The following is a 19,517-nucleotide window of genomic DNA, read 5'->3' as shown; positions in this document are numbered from 1 at the left end:
TGGCGGAAGGGTCCGTCACGGGATCGGCGCTTGCTGCGGAAAGCGTCGACGGCAGCCATATTCGGCCGGAAACGATCCAGGGCCGGCATATCGGCAAAGGCGCGATCCAGAGCGATCATTTGGAGAGCGTCGATTGGATTGCGGAACATCTGTCCGACGGCAGCATCGCCGGCGGCAAGCTGCAGGACGGCACCGTCGGGTCGCGCCAGCTCGCGCCGGAAAGCGTCGACGCCGAACGGCTGGCAGCCGGAAGCGTCACGACGGAGAAGCTGGCGAACGGGTCGGTTACGCCCGAGAAATTGGCGGAAGGGTCCGTCACGGGATCGGCGCTTGCTGCGGAAAGCGTCGACGGCAGCCATATTCGGCCGGAAACGATCCAGGGCCGGCATATCGGCAAAGGCGCGATCCAGAGCGATCATTTGGACAGCGTCGATTGGATTGCGGAACGTCTGTCCGACGGCAGCGTCGCCGGCGGCAAGCTGCAGGACGGCACCGTCGGGTCGCGCCAGCTCGCGCCGGAAAGCGTCGCTACGGAACATTTGGCGTACGAAACCGTTACGACGGAGAAAATCGCGAATCGGGCGATCACGTCGGAGAAGCTGGCATCGCGGTCGGTGACGGGAGCGATTTTGGCGTCGGACAGCGTCGAAGCGATTCATATTCGCGACGGATCGATTCACGGCCGCCATATCGAACCGGGCTCGATCGAGCCGCATCATTTGAAGGGCTTCGTCCTGACGGCGGACGGAGGCATGGCCGTCCCGCACCGGGATGCGTCGCCCCGCCCTTCGAACGAAGAGTTCGGCTCGGGCGAACCGGCTTACGGCGCGGTTCGGGGCGAGCATGTGGCCGACCGATCGATCGGCGCCGACAAGCTGGACTTCGCCCCGGTGCAAACGACGTCCCGTTCCGGCGGAGCGCTGCAGCAATTCGGGGTCGTCCCGTTCCAGTTCCCCGTGCACGCCGAAACGGTGCAGCTGGAGGTCGTATTCGACGAGCCGTTTGCGACGCCCGGCTTCGTCCTGGTGGCGATGACGAATCATACGGCGTGCTACGCGACGCTGAAGGCGCAAACCGAACGAAGCGCCGTCATCGAAGTCGTGCGCACGAAGTTTACGCCCGAACCGTCCGGCATCGTCAACTGGATTGCAATCGGCGCGAAATGAGACGCTTTTAGGCAAAAGCGGAGCGGGACAGCGAAGAGGCTGTCCCGCTTTTCCTTGGGTTTCTTTCCGATGATCTCGTTGTATACGTTACCGATGCGGGGCGGCCGGCGAAGGGGACGAGGTTGCGCAAAACGAGCGTTACGTCCTTACAGGTGTGTATTACGCTAAAGCATGGGGCGACCAGCGCCTTTCGTTTCCACGTCGGGCGTATCCTGATCTTGCCGGGCGGTTGGAATCGAATATCGAACGAACGGGAAAACCTCCAGTTAACTCGCTATTCTAGTGGCGTCGTTTCGGAATACCGGGAAAAGCTCCAGTTATAATGACGCTTTATCGATGAATAGCGCGGATTTGACGAATATAACGGGAGGTTTTCCCGTTACTTTGCCCGCAAACGGGAAAGTTCCGAAATTAGCGGGAACTTTTCCGTCTCACTTCCCGCTCCGCTGCCGTTTCGGCATGCAAAAAGGTTCGGTTTGCGCAGAAAAGACCGTCTGTCCCGACCTTCGCTTAGGCGCCAAAACCGGAGCGGGTTTTCTGCTGCCGGCGGCGGGACACACCAATAGCGGCCCGTTTGACCTGCCCGGCGTCGTCGGGAGTTGGGGCGGGGGGCGAGCATGGGGCGGCGGCGGGACGGGCCCCAGTTCCAAGTGTCTAACGGACATGGCGGCCGCTAATGAGCCTCACAGGCGCACCTATTTGGCGAAAAACCCCCTTTTGGACGGCGATTCGGAGCAAATAAGCGCAGGTGGTGTCCGTTACGTTTGGAAAACGGCCGATTTTCGCGAAAAAAGCGCCGTGGCGTCCGTTACGTTTCGGAATCCGACTGTTTTGCTTATCCTCGAAATGCGTCGATGTACGCTTTTCTTAGTTTAGGGGAGCAGACGTCGCCGCAAATGCGAACTGCGGAAAACGGTTCGCCGACTTGATCGGAGGGAAGCCAAGCCGCCGGTTCGCGAGGGACGATCGCCTAGCCGTGTGTCGGCTTGAAAAGGTCGCCTGCGCCTGCGTGCCGGCGTTGAAAAGATCGCGCCGGTTGTGACTGCCCTTCAAATAGCGGACGTTCGGGTCCGCTATTTGAAGCGGGGCAGCTCGGCGCTTGAATTAGCGTACGTTTGGGACTCTTATTTTCGGCTGTCGGGCCACTTGTTGCTCGGATGACTGAAGTAGCGGCCCCAAACGTCTTCTATTTGACGTTTTTGCTCCGAAATCGCCGAAATAGCGGTCCCTAAAAGGTCTTAACCTTGCCGACGGCGGCAGTTAAACGGATGAAACGAAGCCGGGCGAGGACCGTGCCGGCGCAAACGGATGAAGGCGCCCGGCAAGAGCGGGGCGGAGCGCGGCATAGATCGCGCGCCAACTTTTGTGCGCGCTTCCAATTCACGCGAAACGCGGCAGAGCGGCTTGGCATGCCGGTCGCGATCGGTGGGGACCCGCTTAGCCCTTTTTGCCGGACAATCGGCAGATGCCCTTCCGTCGAATGCGGATTTTCATAAACTGACTCGTAAGAAAAGCTTCCGACCGAAGCCATTCGTCGATGCGCATCCGTGCCTCAAAGGTTGCTTTTCTTGCGAACCGGATGTGACGCGTCTGCGCCGCGCCATTCCGGCTCTAAAGAAAAGCTTCCGACCGAAGCCATTCGGCGATGGCGGAAGCTTCTCGCAAGACGCTTTACCAAGCTGAAGCGTGCAGATAAACGGCAGCCCACTCGAAAGCCGCGGGGAGGTGAATGATGTTGAAGTCGCGCGCGGGTAAACGAACGTTGCGGAGCAAGTCTCCGTCTGCCGGCGCGGTGCGGAATAAGCCGGCGAACGCGGTCCCGTCCTCCACGCCCTTCGTATCGGTCGTCATTCCGGTCGTCAACGAGCGGAGAACGATCGCGCGCATCGTCCGGGAGGCGTTCGCCGTCCACCGGGACACGGAAGTGATCGTCGTCGCCAACGGCACGACGGACGGCTCCGACCAAATCGCCGAAGCGCTCGGCGCGCGTGTGTTCCGTTATCCCGAGCCGCTCGGACACGACGTCGGCCGCAGCATCGGTGCGAAAGAAGCGAAAGGGAGCATCATTTTGTTTACCGACGGCGATATCGTCATCTCCGCCCGAAACCTGGTGCCGCTCGTCAAAGCGGTCGAAAACGGGATCGATATCGCGCTGAACAGCTATTTGGGGCCGGTCGACAAAATGAACGTCCACAGCGTCGTGCTCGCCAAGCACGCGCTCAATATTGCCCTCTCCCGCCCGGAGCTGAAGGGCGCGTCGATGACGACCGTCCCGCATGCCATCAGCCGGAAGGCGCTCGACGCGATCGGCTGGGAGCATTTGGCGGTCCCGCCGAAAGCCCAGGCGATCGGCATATGCCGGGGACTCGACGTCAGGGCCGTTCATCATATCGACGTAGGCCGGACGAATCCGATCCGGAGAAGAAAACGAGGGGGCGACCCGCTCGAGGGGCTGATCGTCGGCGATCATCTCGAGGCGATCGAATGGTACATCCGGGCGACGAACGAGCGGGGAAACAAGCCGGACTTGACGAGAGCGAGGGAAATCGTGAGGTGAATTCATGATTCGGATACGAAAACGACGCAGGCGGAGCTTGTTGCATCCGCGGGCCGGACGGCTGCGCCGATTCCGCCGCTCCGGCAACTGGAAAGGAAGGCGGAGGGCGGGCCGCCGCCGGACGGGAGGCGCCGCGTTCGGCCGCCAAACGGCCTCGGCCCCGGCATCGGTTTCGGCTTCGCTGCTGCTGAGAGCGTTCGAGGCCGGCCGCCAGGCGGCGCTGCAGCCGGGCGAAGCGGCGGACGCCGATCCGCTCCGCCAGGCGAACCGGTGCTGGAACGACTGGCGCTTGGCGAACGGCGGAGCGGCGTGGAAGTGGAACGTCTACCATCAAGTCGCCGCCAAGTTCGTCGCCGGCTTCGAGAGCGGCAAAGGCGTGTCGCTTCGCAATCCCGTTCTGGCGCCGACGAAGAAGACGATCGGCGCGGTCGTGACCGCCATGAACGAGGAAAAAGCGATTCCGGGCGTTTTGGAGCAGCTGGCCCGGCTCCCGCTGAACGAGCTGGTCGTCGTCGTCAACGGCTCGACGGACCATACGTTTTGGAACGCAAGGAGAGGGATCGCCGGCGGCAAAGCGGTCATCGTCCACCACGTGCGCCCGCTCGGCCACGACGTGGGACGTTCCGTCGGGGCGAAGCTGCTCCGCTCCGATATCGCGCTGTTTTTGGACGGGGACTTCCCGGTTTACGCCGAGCACCTCGTGCCGTTTATCGACGCGGTCGACAAAGGAACGGACGTGGCGCTGAACGACATTACGCCGTACATCTCCGCCTTCTCCGGCCGCGATCCGGTCACGATCGTCAAGGAGATGCTGAACCGGGCGATGGGGCGGGCGGACCTCGCCGCCAACTCGATGACGGCGGTGCCGCACGCGCTGTCGCGGAAGGCGATCGAGACGATCGGCTGCACGAACCTGATGGTGCCGCCGAAGGCGCAGGCGATCGCCGTGCGGGACGGACTGAAAGTCAGCGCGGCGATGAGCGTGGACGTCATTTCGAAAAACCGGGTCCGCGACAAAAACACCGGCATCGCCAACCCGGTCGCCGAGCTCATTATCGGCGACCATCTGGAGGCGCTCGGGCTGCTTATCCGCAAAGACGGGGCCCGGCTGCACGCGGCGGACGGCATCCGCAACCGGAGCGCGCTCGGGAGGATGTCCTCATGAGCCTGACGAGCATCGTAATTCCGACCTATAACGAACTGGCGCTGCTGCGCGAATGCATCCAGGCGATCGAAACGTACACGGACTCGCCTTACGAAATCGTCGTCGTCGACAACGGTTCGACCGACGGCACGATCGAATATTGTTTAAAGAAGCCGATTACGCTGGTCTCCTTGCCGGAAAACCGCGGCTTCCCGGAGGCGTGCAACTACGGGCTGCAGGCGGCCTGCGGCAGCGAGCTGCTGCTGCTCAACAACGATGTCGTCGTCTCCCGCGGATGGCTCGCGAACATGCTGGACTGCCTGTACAGCGCGGACGACGTCGGCATCGTCGGGCCGCGGACGAATTATGCGAGCGGACGGCAGCAGATGGAGCTTTCCTACAACGGGCTGGCCGAATTTCAGCAGCTGGCGGAATCGCTCAACGTTCCCGACCCGAGCAAACGGTTCGAGGTGAACCGCATCGTCGGCCTGTGCTTCTTGTTCAAACGGGAGCTGATGGAGCGGATCGGGCTGCTGGACGAACGGTTTTCGCCGGGCCATTACGAGGACGACGACTACTGCTACCGAGCCCGGCTTTCCGGGTACCGGCTGCTCGTCGCCGGCGACGCGGTCGTTCATCATCACGGCAGCATAAGCTTCCGGAAGCAGGGGCAGGACCGGATGGATCAGCTCGTGGACCGGAACTACCATAAATTCGTCGACAAATGGGGGATCGATCCGAAGGCGTTTATATAGCCCGTACAGCGGGAAGGCGCAAGCGGCCGGGCGGCCGCCCGGCCGTCCGGCCGGTTCGCGGGGTGCCGGCGGGCGGACGACAGGCGCCCCGCGAAAGCGCCGGGCGTCTGAAAACTTCGCACAGGCGCGGAAAGGATGGGGAGCATTGTGAAGGGCGTTATTTTGGCGGGGGGAACCGGAACGCGTCTGGCCCCGCTCACGAAACTCGTCAACAAGCATTTGCTGCCGGCGGGAAAATACCCGATGATCCATTACGCGGTCGCCAAGCTGGCGGATGCCGGCATCGAGGACATTTTGCTCGTCATCGGCAAGCAGTCGGCCGGCTTGTTCATCGATTATTTGGGCGGCGGCAAGCCGTGGGGCGTCCGGCTGACGTACCGGATCCAGGAGGAAGCGGGAGGCATCGCGCAAGGACTGGCGCTGGCGGAAGGGTTCGTCGCTCCCGGGGAAAAAATGGTCGTGCTGCTCGGCGACAATTTGTTCGAGGACGACCTGAAGCCGCTCGTCGAAAAATTCGGCGCGCAGGAGCAGGGGGCCATGGTCGTGCTGAAGGAAGTCGACGACTTGAATCGTTACGGCGTTCCGGTGTTTTTGCGGGACAGCATCATTTTTATCGAGGAAAAGCCGTCGACCCCGAAGTCCGGCTACTGCGTCACCGGCATCTATATGTACGACTCCGGCGTCTTCGACACGATCCGCAAAATCCGGCCGTCGCCGCGCGGGGAAATGGAAATTACCGACGTGAACAACGTCTACGCGATGGAAGGCCGGCTTCGTTACGGCGTGCTGAACGGCTGGTGGACGGACGCGGGCACGTTCGACTCGCTCCGGGAAGCGGGCGAGAAGCTGTCCGCGGGCAAGGGTGGCGAGCGATGAAACGATACGAGTACGTCGTCATCGGCGCGGGCATCGTCGGGCTGACGATCGCGCTCGAGCTGAAGCGCAGGTATCCGGACGCGGCCGTCGCCGTCGTCGAGAAGGAGGCCGACGTCGCCTACCACGCGAGCGGCCGGAACAGCGGCGTGCTGCATGCGGGCTTCTATTACACGGCGAACAGCCTGAAGGCGAAGTTCGCGAAGGACGGCAACAAGGAGATGCAGGACTACTGCCGCAGCCGGGGGCTGGCCGTCAATCCGTGCGGGAAGCTCGTCGTCGCGAGCGACGAGACCGAGCTGGCGGGACTCGAAGAGCTGAAGCGGCGGGGCGACGCGAACGGGGTCGTTCTGCAATGGGTGACCGAGGAGGAGGCGCGCGAAATCGATCCGAACGCGCGCACGTTCCGCAAAGCGCTCTATTCGCCGTCGACCGCTACGGTCGATCCCGTGCAGGTGTGCCAGTCGATGAAGCGCGACGCGGCGGCGCTCGGCGTCGACTTTCACTTCGGCGCGGCGTACGCGGGAAGGCTGGAGGACGGCATTCGCACCGGCGCCGGCGCGATCCGCGCCGATTACGTCGTCAACGCGGCCGGGCTGTACGCCGACCGGATCGCCCGCGATTTCGGCTTCGGCGGCCGCTACACGATCATTCCGTTCAAGGGCGTGTACGTGAAATACGCGAAAAACAAAACCGATATTCGCACGAACATTTATCCGGTGCCGAATCTCGCCAACCCGTTTCTCGGCGTCCATTTCACGAAAACGGTCGACGGGAGCATCAAAATCGGGCCGACGGCGATTCCCGCCTTTTGGCGCGAGCAGTACCGCGGCTTTTCCCGCTTCAAGCTCGGCGAATGCTTGAGCATTTTGTATTACGAAGCGAAGCTGTTCGTGACGAACGCGTTCGGCTTTCGCCGGCTCGCCCTCTCGGAGCTGCGAAAATACGCGAAGCCGCATTTCGTCCGGCTGTCGATGAAGCTCGCCCGCAACGTCGATCCGGGCGGGTTCGGACCGTTTCTGCGGCCCGGCATTCGCGCCCAGCTGCTGGACAAAAAAACGCTCGAGCTCGTGCAGGATTTTATCGTCGAGGGCGACGATCGGTCGATGCATGTGCTGAACGCCGTATCCCCGGCGTTCACATGCTCCATTCCGTTCGCGAGACACGTCGTCGATACGATCGAGGCGGCCCGAAACGGCGCGCGCGGCTCGGCCCGTAGAAAGGGTTGACGCATCATGAAGCTGATCGAAACGAAGCTGTCCGGGGTCGTCCTGCTCGAGCCGGTCGTGCACGGTGACCATCGCGGCTTTTTTATGGAAAGCTATACCCGCGCAAAGCTGGCGGCGCTCGGACTCGAGTACGATTTCGTGCAGGATAACCAGTCGTTGTCCGCACAAGCCGGCGTCGTGCGGGGACTCCATTATCAGCTCGCGGAAAAGGCGCAAACGAAGCTCGTCCGCGTACTGACCGGAGCGGTGTACGACGTCGTCGTCGATATCCGCAAAGGGTCGCCGACGTTCGGCGAATGGATCGGCGTCGTGCTCAGCGAGTCGAACAAACGGCAAATCGTCGTGCCGAAAGGGTTCGCCCACGGCATATGCACGCTCGTGCCGAATACGCAGCTGCTGTACAAGGTCGACGAATATTACTCTCCCGCGCACGATCGGGGCATTTTGTGGAACGACCCGGCGCTCGGCATCGACTGGCCGGCGACGGAGCCGATGTTATCCGCCAAAGACGCGCAGCAGCCGCTGCTCCGGGATGCGGAAATCGATTTTGTGTACGGGGAGGGATCGTCATGAGCACGGTACTGGTAACGGGAGCGGGCGGGTACATCGGATCGGTTCTCGTGCCGAAGCTGCTGGACAAAGGATACAGGGTGAAGGCGCTCGACCGGTTTTTCTTCGGAACCGACAAGCTGGAGCCGCATCCGAATCTCGTTCTGATCACGGAAGACAGCCGGCGCATTCGCGAGGAGCATTTCGCCGGGGTGGATGCGGTCATCGACCTTGTCGCGATTTCGAACGATCCGAGCGGCGAGCAGTTCGCCGAAGCGACGTACCAGATCAATCACATTTCGCGGGCGAGGACGGCCAACATGGCCAAACAGCTCGGCGTGAAACGGTATATTTTGCCGTCTTCGTGCAGCATCTACGGGTTTCAGGAGGCGGGCGTCGTCGTCGACGAACGGTCGCCGTCCAACCCGCTGTCGACGTACGCGAGGGCGAACGAATTGGCGGAGAACAGCGTATTGCCGCTCGCCGACGAACGGTTCGCCGTCGTCGTCATGCGCCAGGCGACCGTGTACGGCTTCTCGCCGCGGATGCGGTTCGATCTGGCCATTAACGGCATGACGTACGGCGGCTGGAAAAACGGCGTCATCCCGCTCATGAAGGACGGCACGCAATGGCGGCCGTTCGTCCACGTGCAGGATACGACCGACGTCATGTGTCTGCTGCTCGAAGTCGAGCCGTCGCTCGTGAACGGGCACATTTTCAACGTGGGCTCGGACGAAGGCAATTGCCGGCTCGGCGAGCTCGGCGAGACGATCGCCCGCACGCTGCCGAAGCGGGTCGATATCGTCTGGTACGGCGAGCCGGATCACCGCTCGTACCGGGTCAGCTTCGACAAAATCGAGCGAACGCTCGGCTGGAAGGCGAAATGGACTCCGGCGGAAGGCGCTCTGGACATTTACAACGCCCTGGAGGCGGGGCTCGTCACCGATTTCGACCGGACGATCACGCTCGGCTGGTACCGGGAGCTGGTCAAATGGCACGGCATTATCCGGCGCGCGGAAATGTACGGCGGCATTCTCGACATCGGGGGAGACGATAGCCGATGAAACGAATCGTGCTGCTGGGCGCGAACGGGCAGCTCGGCACCGACATCCGGCGCGCGTTCGGCGATTCGCCGGCCGAACTCGTCCCGCTGTACCGCAACCAGATCGACGTGGAGCGGACCGCGGACATCGGCGCGTTTTTGCGGGAGCTCGGCCCGTTCGACGCCCTGATCAATTGTACGTCGTATCACAAGACGGACGAATGCGAGGATTTCGCGGAAAAATCGTTCGCGGTCAATGCGCTCGCCCCGAGGGAGATGGCCAAAGCATGCGCGGACGCGGGGGCGGTGCTGATCCATTTTACGACCGACTACGTCTTCGACGGACGGAAGCGGACGCCGTACCGGGAGCCGGACGCGACTTCGCCGCTTAACGCGTACGGCGTCTCCAAGGCGGCCGGGGAGCATTTCGTCGCGGCGCATCACGACAAATATTTCATATTCCGGGTGTCGTCGCTGTTCGGTACGGCGGGCGCGAGCGGGAAAGGCGGCAATTTCGTGGAAACGATGCTGCGCGTCGCCGCCGGGGGCGCCCCGCTGCGCGTCGTCGGCGATCAGATCATGTCGCCGACCCATACGCTCGACATCGCCGAAACGGTCAAAACGTTTTTGACCGAAGGCGTCGACGACTACGGCATTTATCACTGCTCCGGGGAGGGCGAATGCAGCTGGCACGATTTCGCGGCGGAAATATTCCGCCAGCGGGGCGTGTCGGCCGACTTGCGCGAAGTCGCGAGCACGGAATACAAGACGAAGGCGCGCAGGCCGGCGTACAGCGTACTCGACAACGGGAAGCTGCGCCGCATTCGTCCGATGCCGCATTGGACGGACGCGCTGCGAAGCTATTTCCGGCTCAAAGACGATGAACGTTAAACGCAAAGGAGGCGGGCGCATGCGTCGGCGAAGACGCTTCGTTTCTCCGGCGCCGCTTCGGGACGAAGGGGCGGCCGGCTGGGAGAACGGATACTTGGAAGGAAGGAGCGACGGATACCATTTCGGCCTGTGCGAATCGATCTACGTCCGCGCGGCGCCGGAGCAAGCCGCGCCGCGCGACGCGAAGGTGCTGTACGTCAAAGCCGACGGCGCGCCTTACGTCGCCCTCGATCAAGGCATCGAGGAGGCGCTTCGCGCTTCCGTGCGCGACGTCGTCGTGGCGTCGCCGGAGGGGGACGTGGCGCAGCTGGCCGAAGCGGAGAAGCCGGACCTCGTGCTCGTGCTCGACGCGGCCGGACGCTCGTTCCCGACCGAGCAGGTCGACCGGATGCGGGCCGGCGGCTGCCGAACCGCCGTCTGGCTTCCCGACGACCCGTATCATTCGGACATGATGGTCGGCATCGCTCCCCATTACGATTACGTATTTACGCTCGAATCGAGCTGCGTGCCGCTGTACCGCGAGCTCGGCTGCCCCGAGGTGCACCATTTGCCGTTCGGCGCCAATCCGGGCTTTACCCGGCACGTGCGGGTCGACGGAACGTACCGGCACGACATCTGCTTCGTCGGCAGCGCGTTTTGGAACCGGGCCGCCTTTTTCGACGAAATCGCCGATTATTTGGCCGGCAAACGGGTCAAAATCATCGGCTGGTGGTGGGACCGGATGCGCCATTACGAGAAGCTGGCCGACAAAATCGAAGGCGTCTGGCTGACGCCGGAGGAGACGGCCAAACATTACAGCGGGGCGAAAATCGTCATCAACCTGCACCGCTCGGCCGACGATCCGACCCATAACAGCAACAGCCGGAACATCCCGGCGGTTTCGGTCAATCCGCGTTTGTTCGAAATTTCGTCGTGCGCCGCGTTTCAGCTCGTCGACAACCGGGCGGGGCTGCATGAGCTGTACACGCCGGGCTTCGATATCGAAACGTTCTCGTCGCCCGGCGAGCTGGTCGACAAAATCGACTATTATTTGAGCCACGAGGAAGAAAGGCGGGAAATCGCGAGAAGAGGGCTGTACCGCACCGTAAACGAGCATACGTACCGGAAACGGATCAACAGGCTGCTCGATATCGTATTTTCTTGAAGGAGGTGGTGGGCGTGCGCACACGTAAAGCCGCCTCCAGGCATGCCGGATGGGAGGACGGATACCGGGCCGGCTGGCTGGAAGGCCGCCGGCTCGGCGCCTGCGAGGCGATCGCCCTCCGGACGCGCTTCGACGCGCCGGTAAGGGAGCTGCGCATCCTGTATATCCGGACCGGGCTGTGGTCGTACGCGCCGCTCGACGAAGGCATTATCGACGCGCTGCGCGGTCTCGTCCGCGAGGTGCACGTGCTCGTTCCGACGGACGACGCCGTTTCGCTGGCGGCCGGCATTCGTCCCGATCTCGTGCTCTCGCTCAATTCGGTCGAATGCTTCGGTCTCGGCCAGGTGGACGCCTTGCGCGAAATGGGCATACGGACGGCGGCCTGGTTTGCCGACGACCCGTATTTTATCGACGTGACGAAAAACATCGCGCCGCACTACGACTACGTCTTTACGCTCGACGAAGCGTGCGTGCCGGTGTATCGCGAACGCGGGTGTCCGCGCGTGTTCCATATCCCGCTCGGGGCGAACACGGCCATCTACGCCCCGAAGCGGGTCGAAGCCGGCGCGGCCGGACCGGACATATGCTTCATCGGCAGCGCCTTTCGCAACCGCGCCGCCTTTTTCGATCGAATCGCGGCGTATTTGAAAGGCAAATCGGTGCTCATCGCCGGGTACTGGTGGGAGCGGATGGCGAACTTCGGGATGCTGGAGGACAAAATTCGGAACGGCCATTGGCTGTCTCCGCACGAAACGGCCTCCTATTACAACAGGGCGAAAATCGTCATCAACATGCACCGGGCGATCGACGACGATACGAACCAAAACGTCGGCCTCGTCCCCGCCCTTTCCGTCAATCCGCGAAGCTTCGAGATCGGCGCCTGCGCGGCGTTCCAGCTGACCGACCGGCGGCACGGCCTGGCCTCCGCGTTCGAGCCTGGAGCGGAAATCGCGACGTACGATTTGCCGGAGGAGCTGATCGAGAAAGCCGACTATTATTTGAACCGCGAGGAGGAGCGGCGGGACATCGCGCTCCGCGGCTACGGCCGGACGATGCGGGAGCATACGTATCCGCGCCGCGTCGCGCAGCTGCTGGACGCCGTCTTCGGCTGAGCGGGGCGATTTTGGTCGTTCGTCCCGTCACGGAACGCCCGGGGACGAATACGATGGGAGAAAACAAGCACATATGAGCGACAAGGTGGTGACGTAGATTGCCTCGTCTCGTTTTGCGGAAGAAGAGACCGCTCCTGAAACGAAAAATGCGGGTTCGTCGAAAAACGCCGCGCAGATCGCGGGGCAAGACGCCAAGCTTGACCAGCATCGGCGCCTCCTATAACGAAGGCTTCAATGCGGGATATAACCAAGGCTTCAACGGCGGTCACGAGGAGGGGTACAGACAGGGCAGGTACGACGGCGAAGGCCGCAACGAGTGGAAGGACGGCGTCGAAGGACTGATCGACTCGTTCATTCCGCCGTACGAAATATTGCCCGATTTTACGGCGGAGCAGATCGTAGCGGCCGGGGTCGAGCATTTGCGCTCCCATATGCGGCATTTGCTTACGCCGGAGGAGCTCGGAGACCGTATCGTTCGCGCACTCGATACGCGTTCCCCGTTTTCCCTCGTCCGGGTCGGGGACGGAGAGCTGCTGACGCTCGCGCAGGGGGTCGTTCTCAGCGTGGAACAGGTGAAGGAGCAAGGGTATTTTCTCGGCTACGCCGGCATCGAAGTACCCGATTTCGAAGCGAGGGACCAATTGCGCGACGCGATCCGGCAGGCGACGGTCGTCGGCATTCCGAAGCTGCGGGTGCGCAATTACCAGCCCCTCGCCGTCGCCGCGTTCAAAGCGCACGGCATCGACCTCGGCTCCTTGACGCTCACCGATTCGCTGATCAACTATTATTTGCACCAAGCCGGCCGCATGTCGAAAATCGTGTCCGGCCGGCGCGTGCTGATCGTCGGGACGCTGGCGGAACCGCTGGCCGACTTCATGAGGCGGAACGGGGTCAACGTCGTCGGCGCGATTTCGCCGGTCGAAGGGGTAAAGGACGTGCCGCGCGTCATGGCGGAAATCGCTTCGCGCGATTTCGACCTCGCGCTGGTCGCGGCGGGCATCGCGGCGGTGCTGATTTCGCAAAGGATCGCGTCCGAGCTCGGCAAGGTCGCCATCGACTTCGGCCATCTGGCGAATTCCATGGTGAACGGCGAGGCGCCTTTCCAATGACGCCGACGGTGAAGGAGGAGACATGATGAGAACGCGGAAGCGCAAGGGAACCCGAAGCCGGGTTTCCTTGAACGCGGCTTACGACAACGGCTACAATACGGGCTACAACGCCGGTCACTCGCAAGGGTACGGCCTCGGCTACCAGAAAGGAATCGACTCGTACGCGGCCGGCTTCGAAGGCACGAGCATCGTCATCCCGTCCTACAATCAGCGGACGTACTTGGCCGACTGCATCGAAAGCATCGGCAAGCATACGCCGGAACCTCACGAAATCATTGTCGTCGACAACGGCTCTACGGACGGTACGGCCGATTATTTGCGCTCGCTCAAAAAACGGACGGTTCGCTACAAAATATGCGAGCGCAATTTGGGCTTCGCCGGCGGCGTCAATCAGGGGCTGATGATGGCGCGGGGGACGACGCTTCTGTTTTTGAACAACGATACGATCGTGACGGAAAACTGGCTGAGCAATCAGCTCGCTTGCCTGCACGGCAAGGAACGGGCCGGTCTTGTCGGGCCGATGACCAATTATATCAGCGGGGAGCAGCTGATCGGGACGTCGTACCGTACGACCGAGGAAATGCACCGTTTCGCCAGGTCGTTCAACCGGCGGGATCCGGGCAAATGGACGACGGTCGAACGGTTGACCGGCTTTTGCGTCCTGATGCGAAGGGACGTGTTTCGCCGGATCGGCTACTTGGACGAAGGGTTTGAGATCGGCAACTGCGAGGACGACGATTTCGGACTCCGCGGCCGTCTGCTCGGACTCGATCTCGTGATCGCCAAAGATACGTTCGTCCATCACGTCGGCAGCACGACGATCAAAACGTTGACCCCGGCCCAGTTCGAGGAGATGTATGCGCGCAACCTCGCCTTCTACTCCGACAAATGGGGCGACACGCGCGCGCTGCTGCAGGAAGTTTCCGCTCATTGGGACGGGGGAGCACTCGCCGTCAACGATTTTTACCCGTCCCATGTGACGGTGAAGGGCACCGGCCCGACGGTATATTGGGTCGAGAACGGAGTCCGCCGCCCGCTCGATCAGTCCGAGGGCGTTCGGGCGACCCGGATTTCGCAGATCGAGCTGAAAAACTGGCCGGTCGGCGATCCGATCCCGTCGGCGGAATGGAACGCGAAACAAGCGGCGCTTATGGTCGCCGCAAGCCCGGAAGAGCCGCTTGCCGAAGGGGAGCTGGCGCTGACGCCGGACGGCAAGCTGCACCAGCATCGCGGCGGCAGGCTGCACCGGATCGTTTCCGCCTGGGCGTCGGAAGCGTGGAGCTTGAACCGGTACCGGGTCCGTACGCTGACGGAAAGCGAGGCGGCCGGTTACGCGCCGGGCTTGCCGATTATCGCGCCTCCCGTCGTCAAAGCGGACAATATTTAATCAGGAGGGTTCTTATGAGCGTCATCGCGAAAAAGAAGGCGTCCGCCGGCTCTACGGGGAAAAGGCGCGCCAGGCGCGCGCTCAAACGCGCGGGCAAAAAGCGGCGGCTTCCGAGGCGGGGCAAACGTCTCGGCAGGCGCCGCAAGCTGCCGCGGAGGGCCGCTCAGCCGCCCGGCCTCAAAATGACTTATGACGAAGGATACAACCTGGGGTACAACGAAGGCTTCGACGCCGGGTTCGCCCAGGCGTTCGAAGAAGGCTACCAGCACGCGTACGCTTCCTGAGCCCCGGGAACGTCCCCCCAAAAGCGAAGAATGCCTGAACCTTTTGGGGGGCGTGCCGGGCGCCTCCCGATGCTAATAATCGTAGTTCGGGAAATAGGTGCGGTACGCGAAATCGAACAATATTTTTTGGGCGATTTGCAGGTCCGTTTTGGCTTTGAGCAGCTCGAGCGCCTCCTTGGACTGCAGGAGCTGGACGGCGAGCGCCGCCCGCGATCCCCCGCTTCCCAGGAAGCGCATATTGGAGCCGTAGCCGTGCCGGTCCGGCTTGCGGCACAGCAGCTCCTCGTACAAGCCCCGCAAGTAGGCGTCGTCGGACCGGGCGTACAAGCTCCGGAAGATGTCGGAGGCCGAAGGCCGTTTTTTGCCGGCATGCGGGGCGGGGCCCGACCGGTACAGCCGTTCCGCTTCGGGGCTTTGCATAAGCGCCGTCATGATGGCCAGCTTCGACTTGCCGCCGGCAAGCAGCCCCAGATGATGGTGCATGCCCGCCGGATCGGGCTCGCGCTCGAGCAGCTCGCGATAGCAGGCCGCCACGAACGATTCCCGCTCCTTCCGGTATACTTTCCGCAATATTTCCATCATTCTCACTCGAATTCACCCCTCGGCGAGCATTGTCCGTCTACAGCTACTTTATGGAAAAAAGGCCGATCCGGCATGGACATGTATCCGGCGGCGAATGCGCGTTTTTTTGGCCGATCCGATGTAGTTGTCTATACCGCCGGACGGATCTTTACATATCGTACATATAAGCCGGGAAATGCGAGTTTACAACGAAGGAGAGAGACATGGATGGAACTTGCCGACAAGTCGATCGTGGTAACCGGGGGAGCCGGATTCCTGGGCAAGCATGTGGTGAATGCGCTGCGGCGGCGAGGGTGCGAACGAATCGGCGTGCCTCGCAGCAAAGATTACGACCTGCGCAAGGAGGCGCATATCGTCCGCATGCTGGACGACTTCCGGCCCGACGTCGTGATCCATTTGGCAGCGGTCGTCGGGGGAATCGGAGCGAACGAGAAAAATCCGGGTTCGTTTTTTTACGACAATTTGGTGATGGGGGCGCACCTGATCGAACATTCGCGGCTGAAAGGCGTGCACAAATTCGTGGCGATCGGCACCATTTGCTCGTATCCCAAATTCGCGCCGGTTCCGTTCCGCGAAGCCGATTTGTGGAACGGCTACCCCGAGGAGACGAACGCGCCTTACGGCCTGGCCAAAAAAATGATGCTCGTCCAGTCACAGGCATACCGCAAGCAGTACGGCTTCAACTCCATTTATTTGCTGCCGGTCAATTTGTACGGCCCCGGCGACAACTTCGATCTGGAAACGTCCCATGTCATCCCGGCCATCATCCGCAAATGCGAGGAGGCGCGCAAGCGGGGGGACGCCTCGATCCGGTTATGGGGGGACGGAACGCCGACCCGCGAATTTTTGTATGTCGAAGATGCGGCGGAAGGGATCGTTCGGGCGGCGGAGTCGTATGACGGCGAAGCTCCCGTAAACATCGGCTCGGGACACGAACTGTCGATCCGGGAGCTGGCCGACGCGATCCGGGAGCTGACGGGGTATCGGGGGACGATCGTATGGGACGCCGAGCGGCCGAACGGCCAGCCGCGGAGACGGCTCGATGTCAGCCTGGCCAAAGAAGCATTCGGATTCGAGGCCGGCACCGATATCGAGACCGGCTTGAAGCGGACGATCGAATGGTATAGGGGGAATGATTCATGATTCTCGTCGAGGGAACGTCCGATCGGCCGCTGGTCTCCGTCGTCACCCCGTCGTATCAGCAGGGCGCCTTCATCCGCGAAACGATCGAAAGCGTGCTGTCCCAGGACTATCCCTTCGTGGAGATGATCGTGGTGGACGGGGGCTCGAAAGACAATACGGTTTCGATTTTGCAAAAAACGGCGGAGAAGTACGGCAATCGGTTCCGGTACGTGTCGGAAAAAGACAAGGGGCAGTCGAACGCGCTCAACAAGGGGTTTGCGATGGCGAGGGGCCAAGTGATCGGCTGGCTCAACTCGGACGATACGTACGAGCCGAAAGCGATCAGCCGCGCGGTCGCGGCGCTGACCAAGCATCCGGAATACGGCGCGGTGTACGGGAGGGCCGATTATACGGATAAGAACAACAAGCATCTGCGCCCGTATCCCGTCGACAGCCGCATCGACCGGGGGCGGTTGTTCGACGTATGCACCATTTGCCAGCCTGCCGTCTTTATGCGCAAAAGCGTGCTCGATCAAGTCGGGCCGATTGACGAAAGCTTGCATTTTTGCATGGATTACGATTTGTGGATGCGCATCGCGGCAAGGTACCGGCTCGGTTTCATCAACGAGCTGCTGGCCCATTCGCGTCTGCACGAAAGCAGCAAAAGCATGACGCAATATTTTACCGTCGGGCTTCCGGAAATCATACGCACGAGCCTGAAAAATTACGGCTGGGTGTCGAGCCACTGGCTCATTCAATATATCGCGCGGCATTTGCCGGAAGGGCCCGCCTGGCTCATGGAGCGCATGAAGCAGTTTCGGGTGTTCGGCCGCGGGCCGCAGATGAAGGCGTCGAACCGGTACGAGGACGGATGGGTGCCTCCCGTCTGGAAAATGGAAATCCGGAACGACAGCGAATCGGAAGTCGAAGCGCTGTACATCGAAGGAAACCATCATTTGCCCAAGCTGAGCAGGAAGCACGCGGGCCGGTTGATCTTGACGGTTCTCGTCAACGGCGTTCCGTACAAAACGTATAAATTCGGCGAAGGGCCGTTCTCCCTGAAAATTCCGCTCCGCGGCAATGCGTCCTCCTACGTCGTGGACATCCGTTCGAACGTTTCCTTCACGCCGTCCCGAATGAAGCTGAACGGCGACGACCGTCTGCTGAGCTTCAAAGTGTCGGGGGCGGTGCCGCTCAGCCCGATCGAAGCCCGCATGTACAAAATATTGGAGGAAGAGCCCGCCGCCGTCGGCGAATGGCTGGTCAAGCGGCGCAAATTCAAATGGTAGTCCGGTCCGAGTTCGCCGAAGCTCCCCCCTGGGCAAAACGCAGGGGGGATTCTTTCATTGCCGTCTATCGATTTCCGGCACGACCGGGGGGCGGAGCAGGCTTCGAAAGCCCGCATCGCCAGGCGGGGCTCGCGTTGGGCAAGCGCCAATTTCCCCCTCTATCGGCAATACGTCTACGTCTGCCGTGAGAGCTGTGCATAGTATATTAGCGTATTCCAAGCGCTGCAGACGGGAGGGAAATCGTTTGAAAATCGTCATTTTGGCCGGGGGATCGGGAACGCGGTTTTGGCCGAGAAGCGTCAAAGAGCGGCCCAAGCAGTTCCTTTCCCTCACTTCCCAAGAAACGATGCTCCAGCAAACTTACAGGCGCTGCGCACGCTTGCTTCCGGAATCCCAACTATTCGTCGTCACGGCAAAATCGTACCGATCGCTCGTGATCGAGCAGCTGCCGGAATTGTCCGAAGACCGGCTGATCCTGGAGCCCGAGCAGCGCGATACCGGGCCGTGCATCGCGTTGGCGGCCCATTTCTTTCTCATGCGGGGAGACGACGAGGTGCTCGTGACGCTGCCGTCGGATCATTACACGGATGAGCCGGAGGAGCTTGTCGGAGCGCTGCGCAAAGCCGAAAAAGCGGCCGACCGCCGGCATACGATCGTAACGCTCGGCGTCGTGCCCACAAGGCCGGAGACCGGGTACGGCTATATCCGCACGTCGGACGTCCGCCTGGAAGACGGGCTGCTCGAGGCGAGCTCGTTTATCGAGAAGCCCGCCCTGGAGGTCGCCGAACGTCTCATCCGCGAACCGGGCGTATTTTGGAACAGCGGCATCTTCGTCTGGAAGCCGTCCACGATCGCCCACTATATGAAGCTGCACCAGCCGCTGATGTGGAGCCTGCTTGCCGAAAGCGGCGGCGACGCCGAACGCGTCTATCCGATGCTTCCGAAAATTTCGATCGATTACGCCGTCCTGGAGAAGGCCGATCAAATCGTAACGCTTCCGGTCAGGTTCAAATGGGACGACGTCGGCATATGGACGTCGCTCGAACGAATCCAGAAGCCGGACGATGCCGGGAATATCGTGAACGGCAGCGGGAGCGTGCTGTTGGATTCGACCAAGGACAGCATCGTTTACTCGGACCATTCGAAGACGATGGTGATCGGCGTGAACGATCTGATCGTCGTCTCGACCGCAGACGGACTGCTGGTGTGCCACAAATCGGAGGAGCAGCGAATCAAAACCGCGCTGCAGGCTCTCGAAAGACAAGAAGGAGGAATGTAACGG

Annotated in this window: 18 protein-coding genes; 17 read left to right on the top strand and 1 reads right to left on the bottom strand. The window is 61.8% G+C overall.

Translation table 11 applies throughout. The features are described from left to right. The 14 genes from PV407_RS29290 to PV407_RS29225 form a co-directional block, all read left to right on the top strand. The coding region (locus PV407_RS29290) for a WIAG-tail domain (RefSeq protein WP_332093559.1) at positions 1-1,166 on the top strand (1,166 nt) is incomplete at its 5' end. Positions 1,167-2,898: 1,732 nt separating this feature from the next. After that, positions 2,899-3,723 carry a glycosyltransferase family 2 protein gene (locus PV407_RS29285; protein WP_332093558.1) on the top strand — a complete coding sequence of 275 codons (825 nt, stop codon included), beginning with the start codon at positions 2,899-2,901 and terminating at the stop codon, positions 3,721-3,723. Between the two features lie 40 nt (positions 3,724-3,763). Then, complete coding sequence (locus PV407_RS29280) at positions 3,764-4,888, top strand: glycosyltransferase family 2 protein (protein ID WP_332093557.1); 1,125 nt, start codon at positions 3,764-3,766, stop codon at positions 4,886-4,888. Continuing rightward, on the top strand, positions 4,885-5,622 hold the full coding sequence (locus PV407_RS29275) for a glycosyltransferase family 2 protein (protein WP_332093556.1): 738 nt from the start codon (positions 4,885-4,887) through the stop codon (positions 5,620-5,622). The genes PV407_RS29280 and PV407_RS29275 overlap by 4 nt, the downstream gene beginning before the upstream one ends. A 147-nt stretch (positions 5,623-5,769) precedes the next feature. Then, a complete protein-coding gene (locus PV407_RS29270; protein ID WP_332093561.1) occupies positions 5,770-6,498 on the top strand; it encodes a sugar phosphate nucleotidyltransferase in 729 nt (242 codons plus the stop codon). Further along, on the top strand, positions 6,495-7,724 hold the full coding sequence (gene lhgO / locus PV407_RS29265) for an L-2-hydroxyglutarate oxidase (protein ID WP_332093555.1): 1,230 nt from the start codon (positions 6,495-6,497) through the stop codon (positions 7,722-7,724). The genes PV407_RS29270 and lhgO overlap by 4 nt, the downstream gene beginning before the upstream one ends. 6 nt (positions 7,725-7,730) lie before the next feature. After that, positions 7,731-8,297: a dTDP-4-dehydrorhamnose 3,5-epimerase gene (rfbC, locus tag PV407_RS29260; RefSeq protein WP_332093554.1), complete on the top strand. Its 567-nt coding sequence runs from the start codon at positions 7,731-7,733 to the stop codon at positions 8,295-8,297. Continuing rightward, positions 8,294-9,337: an NAD-dependent epimerase/dehydratase family protein gene (locus PV407_RS29255; RefSeq protein WP_332093553.1), complete on the top strand. Its 1,044-nt coding sequence runs from the start codon at positions 8,294-8,296 to the stop codon at positions 9,335-9,337. The genes rfbC and PV407_RS29255 overlap by 4 nt, the downstream gene beginning before the upstream one ends. Further along, the gene (gene rfbD, locus PV407_RS29250; RefSeq protein ID WP_332093552.1) at positions 9,334-10,206 is read left to right on the top strand and encodes a dTDP-4-dehydrorhamnose reductase; all 873 of its coding nucleotides are present in this window, start codon (positions 9,334-9,336) and stop codon (positions 10,204-10,206) included. Before PV407_RS29255 ends, rfbD begins: the two co-directional genes overlap by 4 nt. A 19-nt stretch (positions 10,207-10,225) precedes the next feature. Then, complete coding sequence (locus PV407_RS29245) at positions 10,226-11,350, top strand: CgeB family protein (protein ID WP_332093551.1); 1,125 nt, start codon at positions 10,226-10,228, stop codon at positions 11,348-11,350. Positions 11,351-11,364: 14 nt separating this feature from the next. After that, on the top strand, positions 11,365-12,462 hold the full coding sequence (locus PV407_RS29240; RefSeq protein WP_332093550.1) for a CgeB family protein: 1,098 nt from the start codon (positions 11,365-11,367) through the stop codon (positions 12,460-12,462). Positions 12,463-12,659: 197 nt separating this feature from the next. Next, entirely contained in the window at positions 12,660-13,571 is a 912-nt protein-coding gene (locus PV407_RS29235) for a GT-D fold domain-containing protein (RefSeq protein WP_332093549.1), read from the top strand. Positions 13,572-13,596: 25 nt separating this feature from the next. Beyond that, entirely contained in the window at positions 13,597-14,958 is a 1,362-nt protein-coding gene (locus tag PV407_RS29230; protein ID WP_332093548.1) for a glycosyltransferase family 2 protein, read from the top strand. A 14-nt stretch (positions 14,959-14,972) separates the two neighbouring features. Continuing rightward, complete coding sequence (locus PV407_RS29225; RefSeq protein ID WP_332093547.1) at positions 14,973-15,242, top strand: hypothetical protein; 270 nt, start codon at positions 14,973-14,975, stop codon at positions 15,240-15,242. 72 nt (positions 15,243-15,314) lie between these two features. On the opposite strand, the gene PV407_RS29220 is transcribed toward PV407_RS29225, so the two are convergent. Continuing rightward, complete coding sequence (locus tag PV407_RS29220) at positions 15,315-15,824, bottom strand: DUF4214 domain-containing protein (RefSeq protein ID WP_332093560.1); 510 nt, start codon at positions 15,822-15,824, stop codon at positions 15,315-15,317. 207 nt (positions 15,825-16,031) lie between these two features. Between PV407_RS29220 and PV407_RS29215 the strand changes: the two genes are divergently transcribed. The 3 genes from PV407_RS29215 to PV407_RS29205 all read left to right on the top strand — a co-directional run bounded on the left by PV407_RS29215 (position 16,032) and on the right by PV407_RS29205 (position 19,514). Continuing rightward, positions 16,032-16,967, top strand: a complete 936-nt coding sequence (locus tag PV407_RS29215; RefSeq protein WP_332093546.1) for a GDP-L-fucose synthase family protein — start codon at positions 16,032-16,034, stop codon at positions 16,965-16,967. Further along, on the top strand, positions 16,964-18,235 hold the full coding sequence (locus PV407_RS29210; RefSeq protein ID WP_332093545.1) for a glycosyltransferase family 2 protein: 1,272 nt from the start codon (positions 16,964-16,966) through the stop codon (positions 18,233-18,235). The genes PV407_RS29215 and PV407_RS29210 overlap by 4 nt, the downstream gene beginning before the upstream one ends. Before the next feature lie 244 nt (positions 18,236-18,479). Further along, positions 18,480-19,514 (top strand): mannose-1-phosphate guanylyltransferase, encoded by a 1,035-nt coding sequence (locus PV407_RS29205; RefSeq protein WP_332093544.1) that lies wholly within the window; start codon positions 18,480-18,482, stop codon positions 19,512-19,514. Positions 19,515-19,517 lie beyond the last annotated feature (3 nt).

Source organism: Paenibacillus sp. GYB003 (assembly GCF_036577625.1).
Taxonomy (GTDB): Bacteria; Bacillota; Bacilli; order Paenibacillales; family NBRC-103111; genus Paenibacillus_AB.
This window is presented reverse-complemented; position numbering and strand designations above follow the sequence as displayed.

Bases quoted from the DNA above. Each gene is read 5' to 3' on its own strand.
- PV407_RS29255 (WP_332093553.1), top strand. From the start codon at position 8,294: ATGAGCACGGTACTGGTAACGGGAGCGGGCGGGTACATCGGATCGGTT.
- PV407_RS29245 (WP_332093551.1), top strand. From the start codon at position 10,226: ATGCGTCGGCGAAGACGCTTCGTTTCTCCGGCGCCGCTTCGGGACGAA.
- PV407_RS29225 (WP_332093547.1), top strand. From the start codon at position 14,973: ATGAGCGTCATCGCGAAAAAGAAGGCGTCCGCCGGCTCTACGGGGAAA.
- PV407_RS29230 (WP_332093548.1), top strand. From the start codon at position 13,597: ATGAGAACGCGGAAGCGCAAGGGAACCCGAAGCCGGGTTTCCTTGAAC.
- PV407_RS29210 (WP_332093545.1), top strand. From the start codon at position 16,964: ATGATTCTCGTCGAGGGAACGTCCGATCGGCCGCTGGTCTCCGTCGTC.
- rfbC (WP_332093554.1), top strand. From the start codon at position 7,731: ATGAAGCTGATCGAAACGAAGCTGTCCGGGGTCGTCCTGCTCGAGCCG.
- rfbD (WP_332093552.1), top strand. From the start codon at position 9,334: ATGAAACGAATCGTGCTGCTGGGCGCGAACGGGCAGCTCGGCACCGAC.
- PV407_RS29220 (WP_332093560.1), bottom strand. From the start codon at position 15,824: ATGATGGAAATATTGCGGAAAGTATACCGGAAGGAGCGGGAATCGTTC.
- lhgO (WP_332093555.1), top strand. From the start codon at position 6,495: ATGAAACGATACGAGTACGTCGTCATCGGCGCGGGCATCGTCGGGCTG.
- PV407_RS29285 (WP_332093558.1), top strand. From the start codon at position 2,899: ATGTTGAAGTCGCGCGCGGGTAAACGAACGTTGCGGAGCAAGTCTCCG.
- PV407_RS29275 (WP_332093556.1), top strand. From the start codon at position 4,885: ATGAGCCTGACGAGCATCGTAATTCCGACCTATAACGAACTGGCGCTG.
- PV407_RS29215 (WP_332093546.1), top strand. From the start codon at position 16,032: ATGGAACTTGCCGACAAGTCGATCGTGGTAACCGGGGGAGCCGGATTC.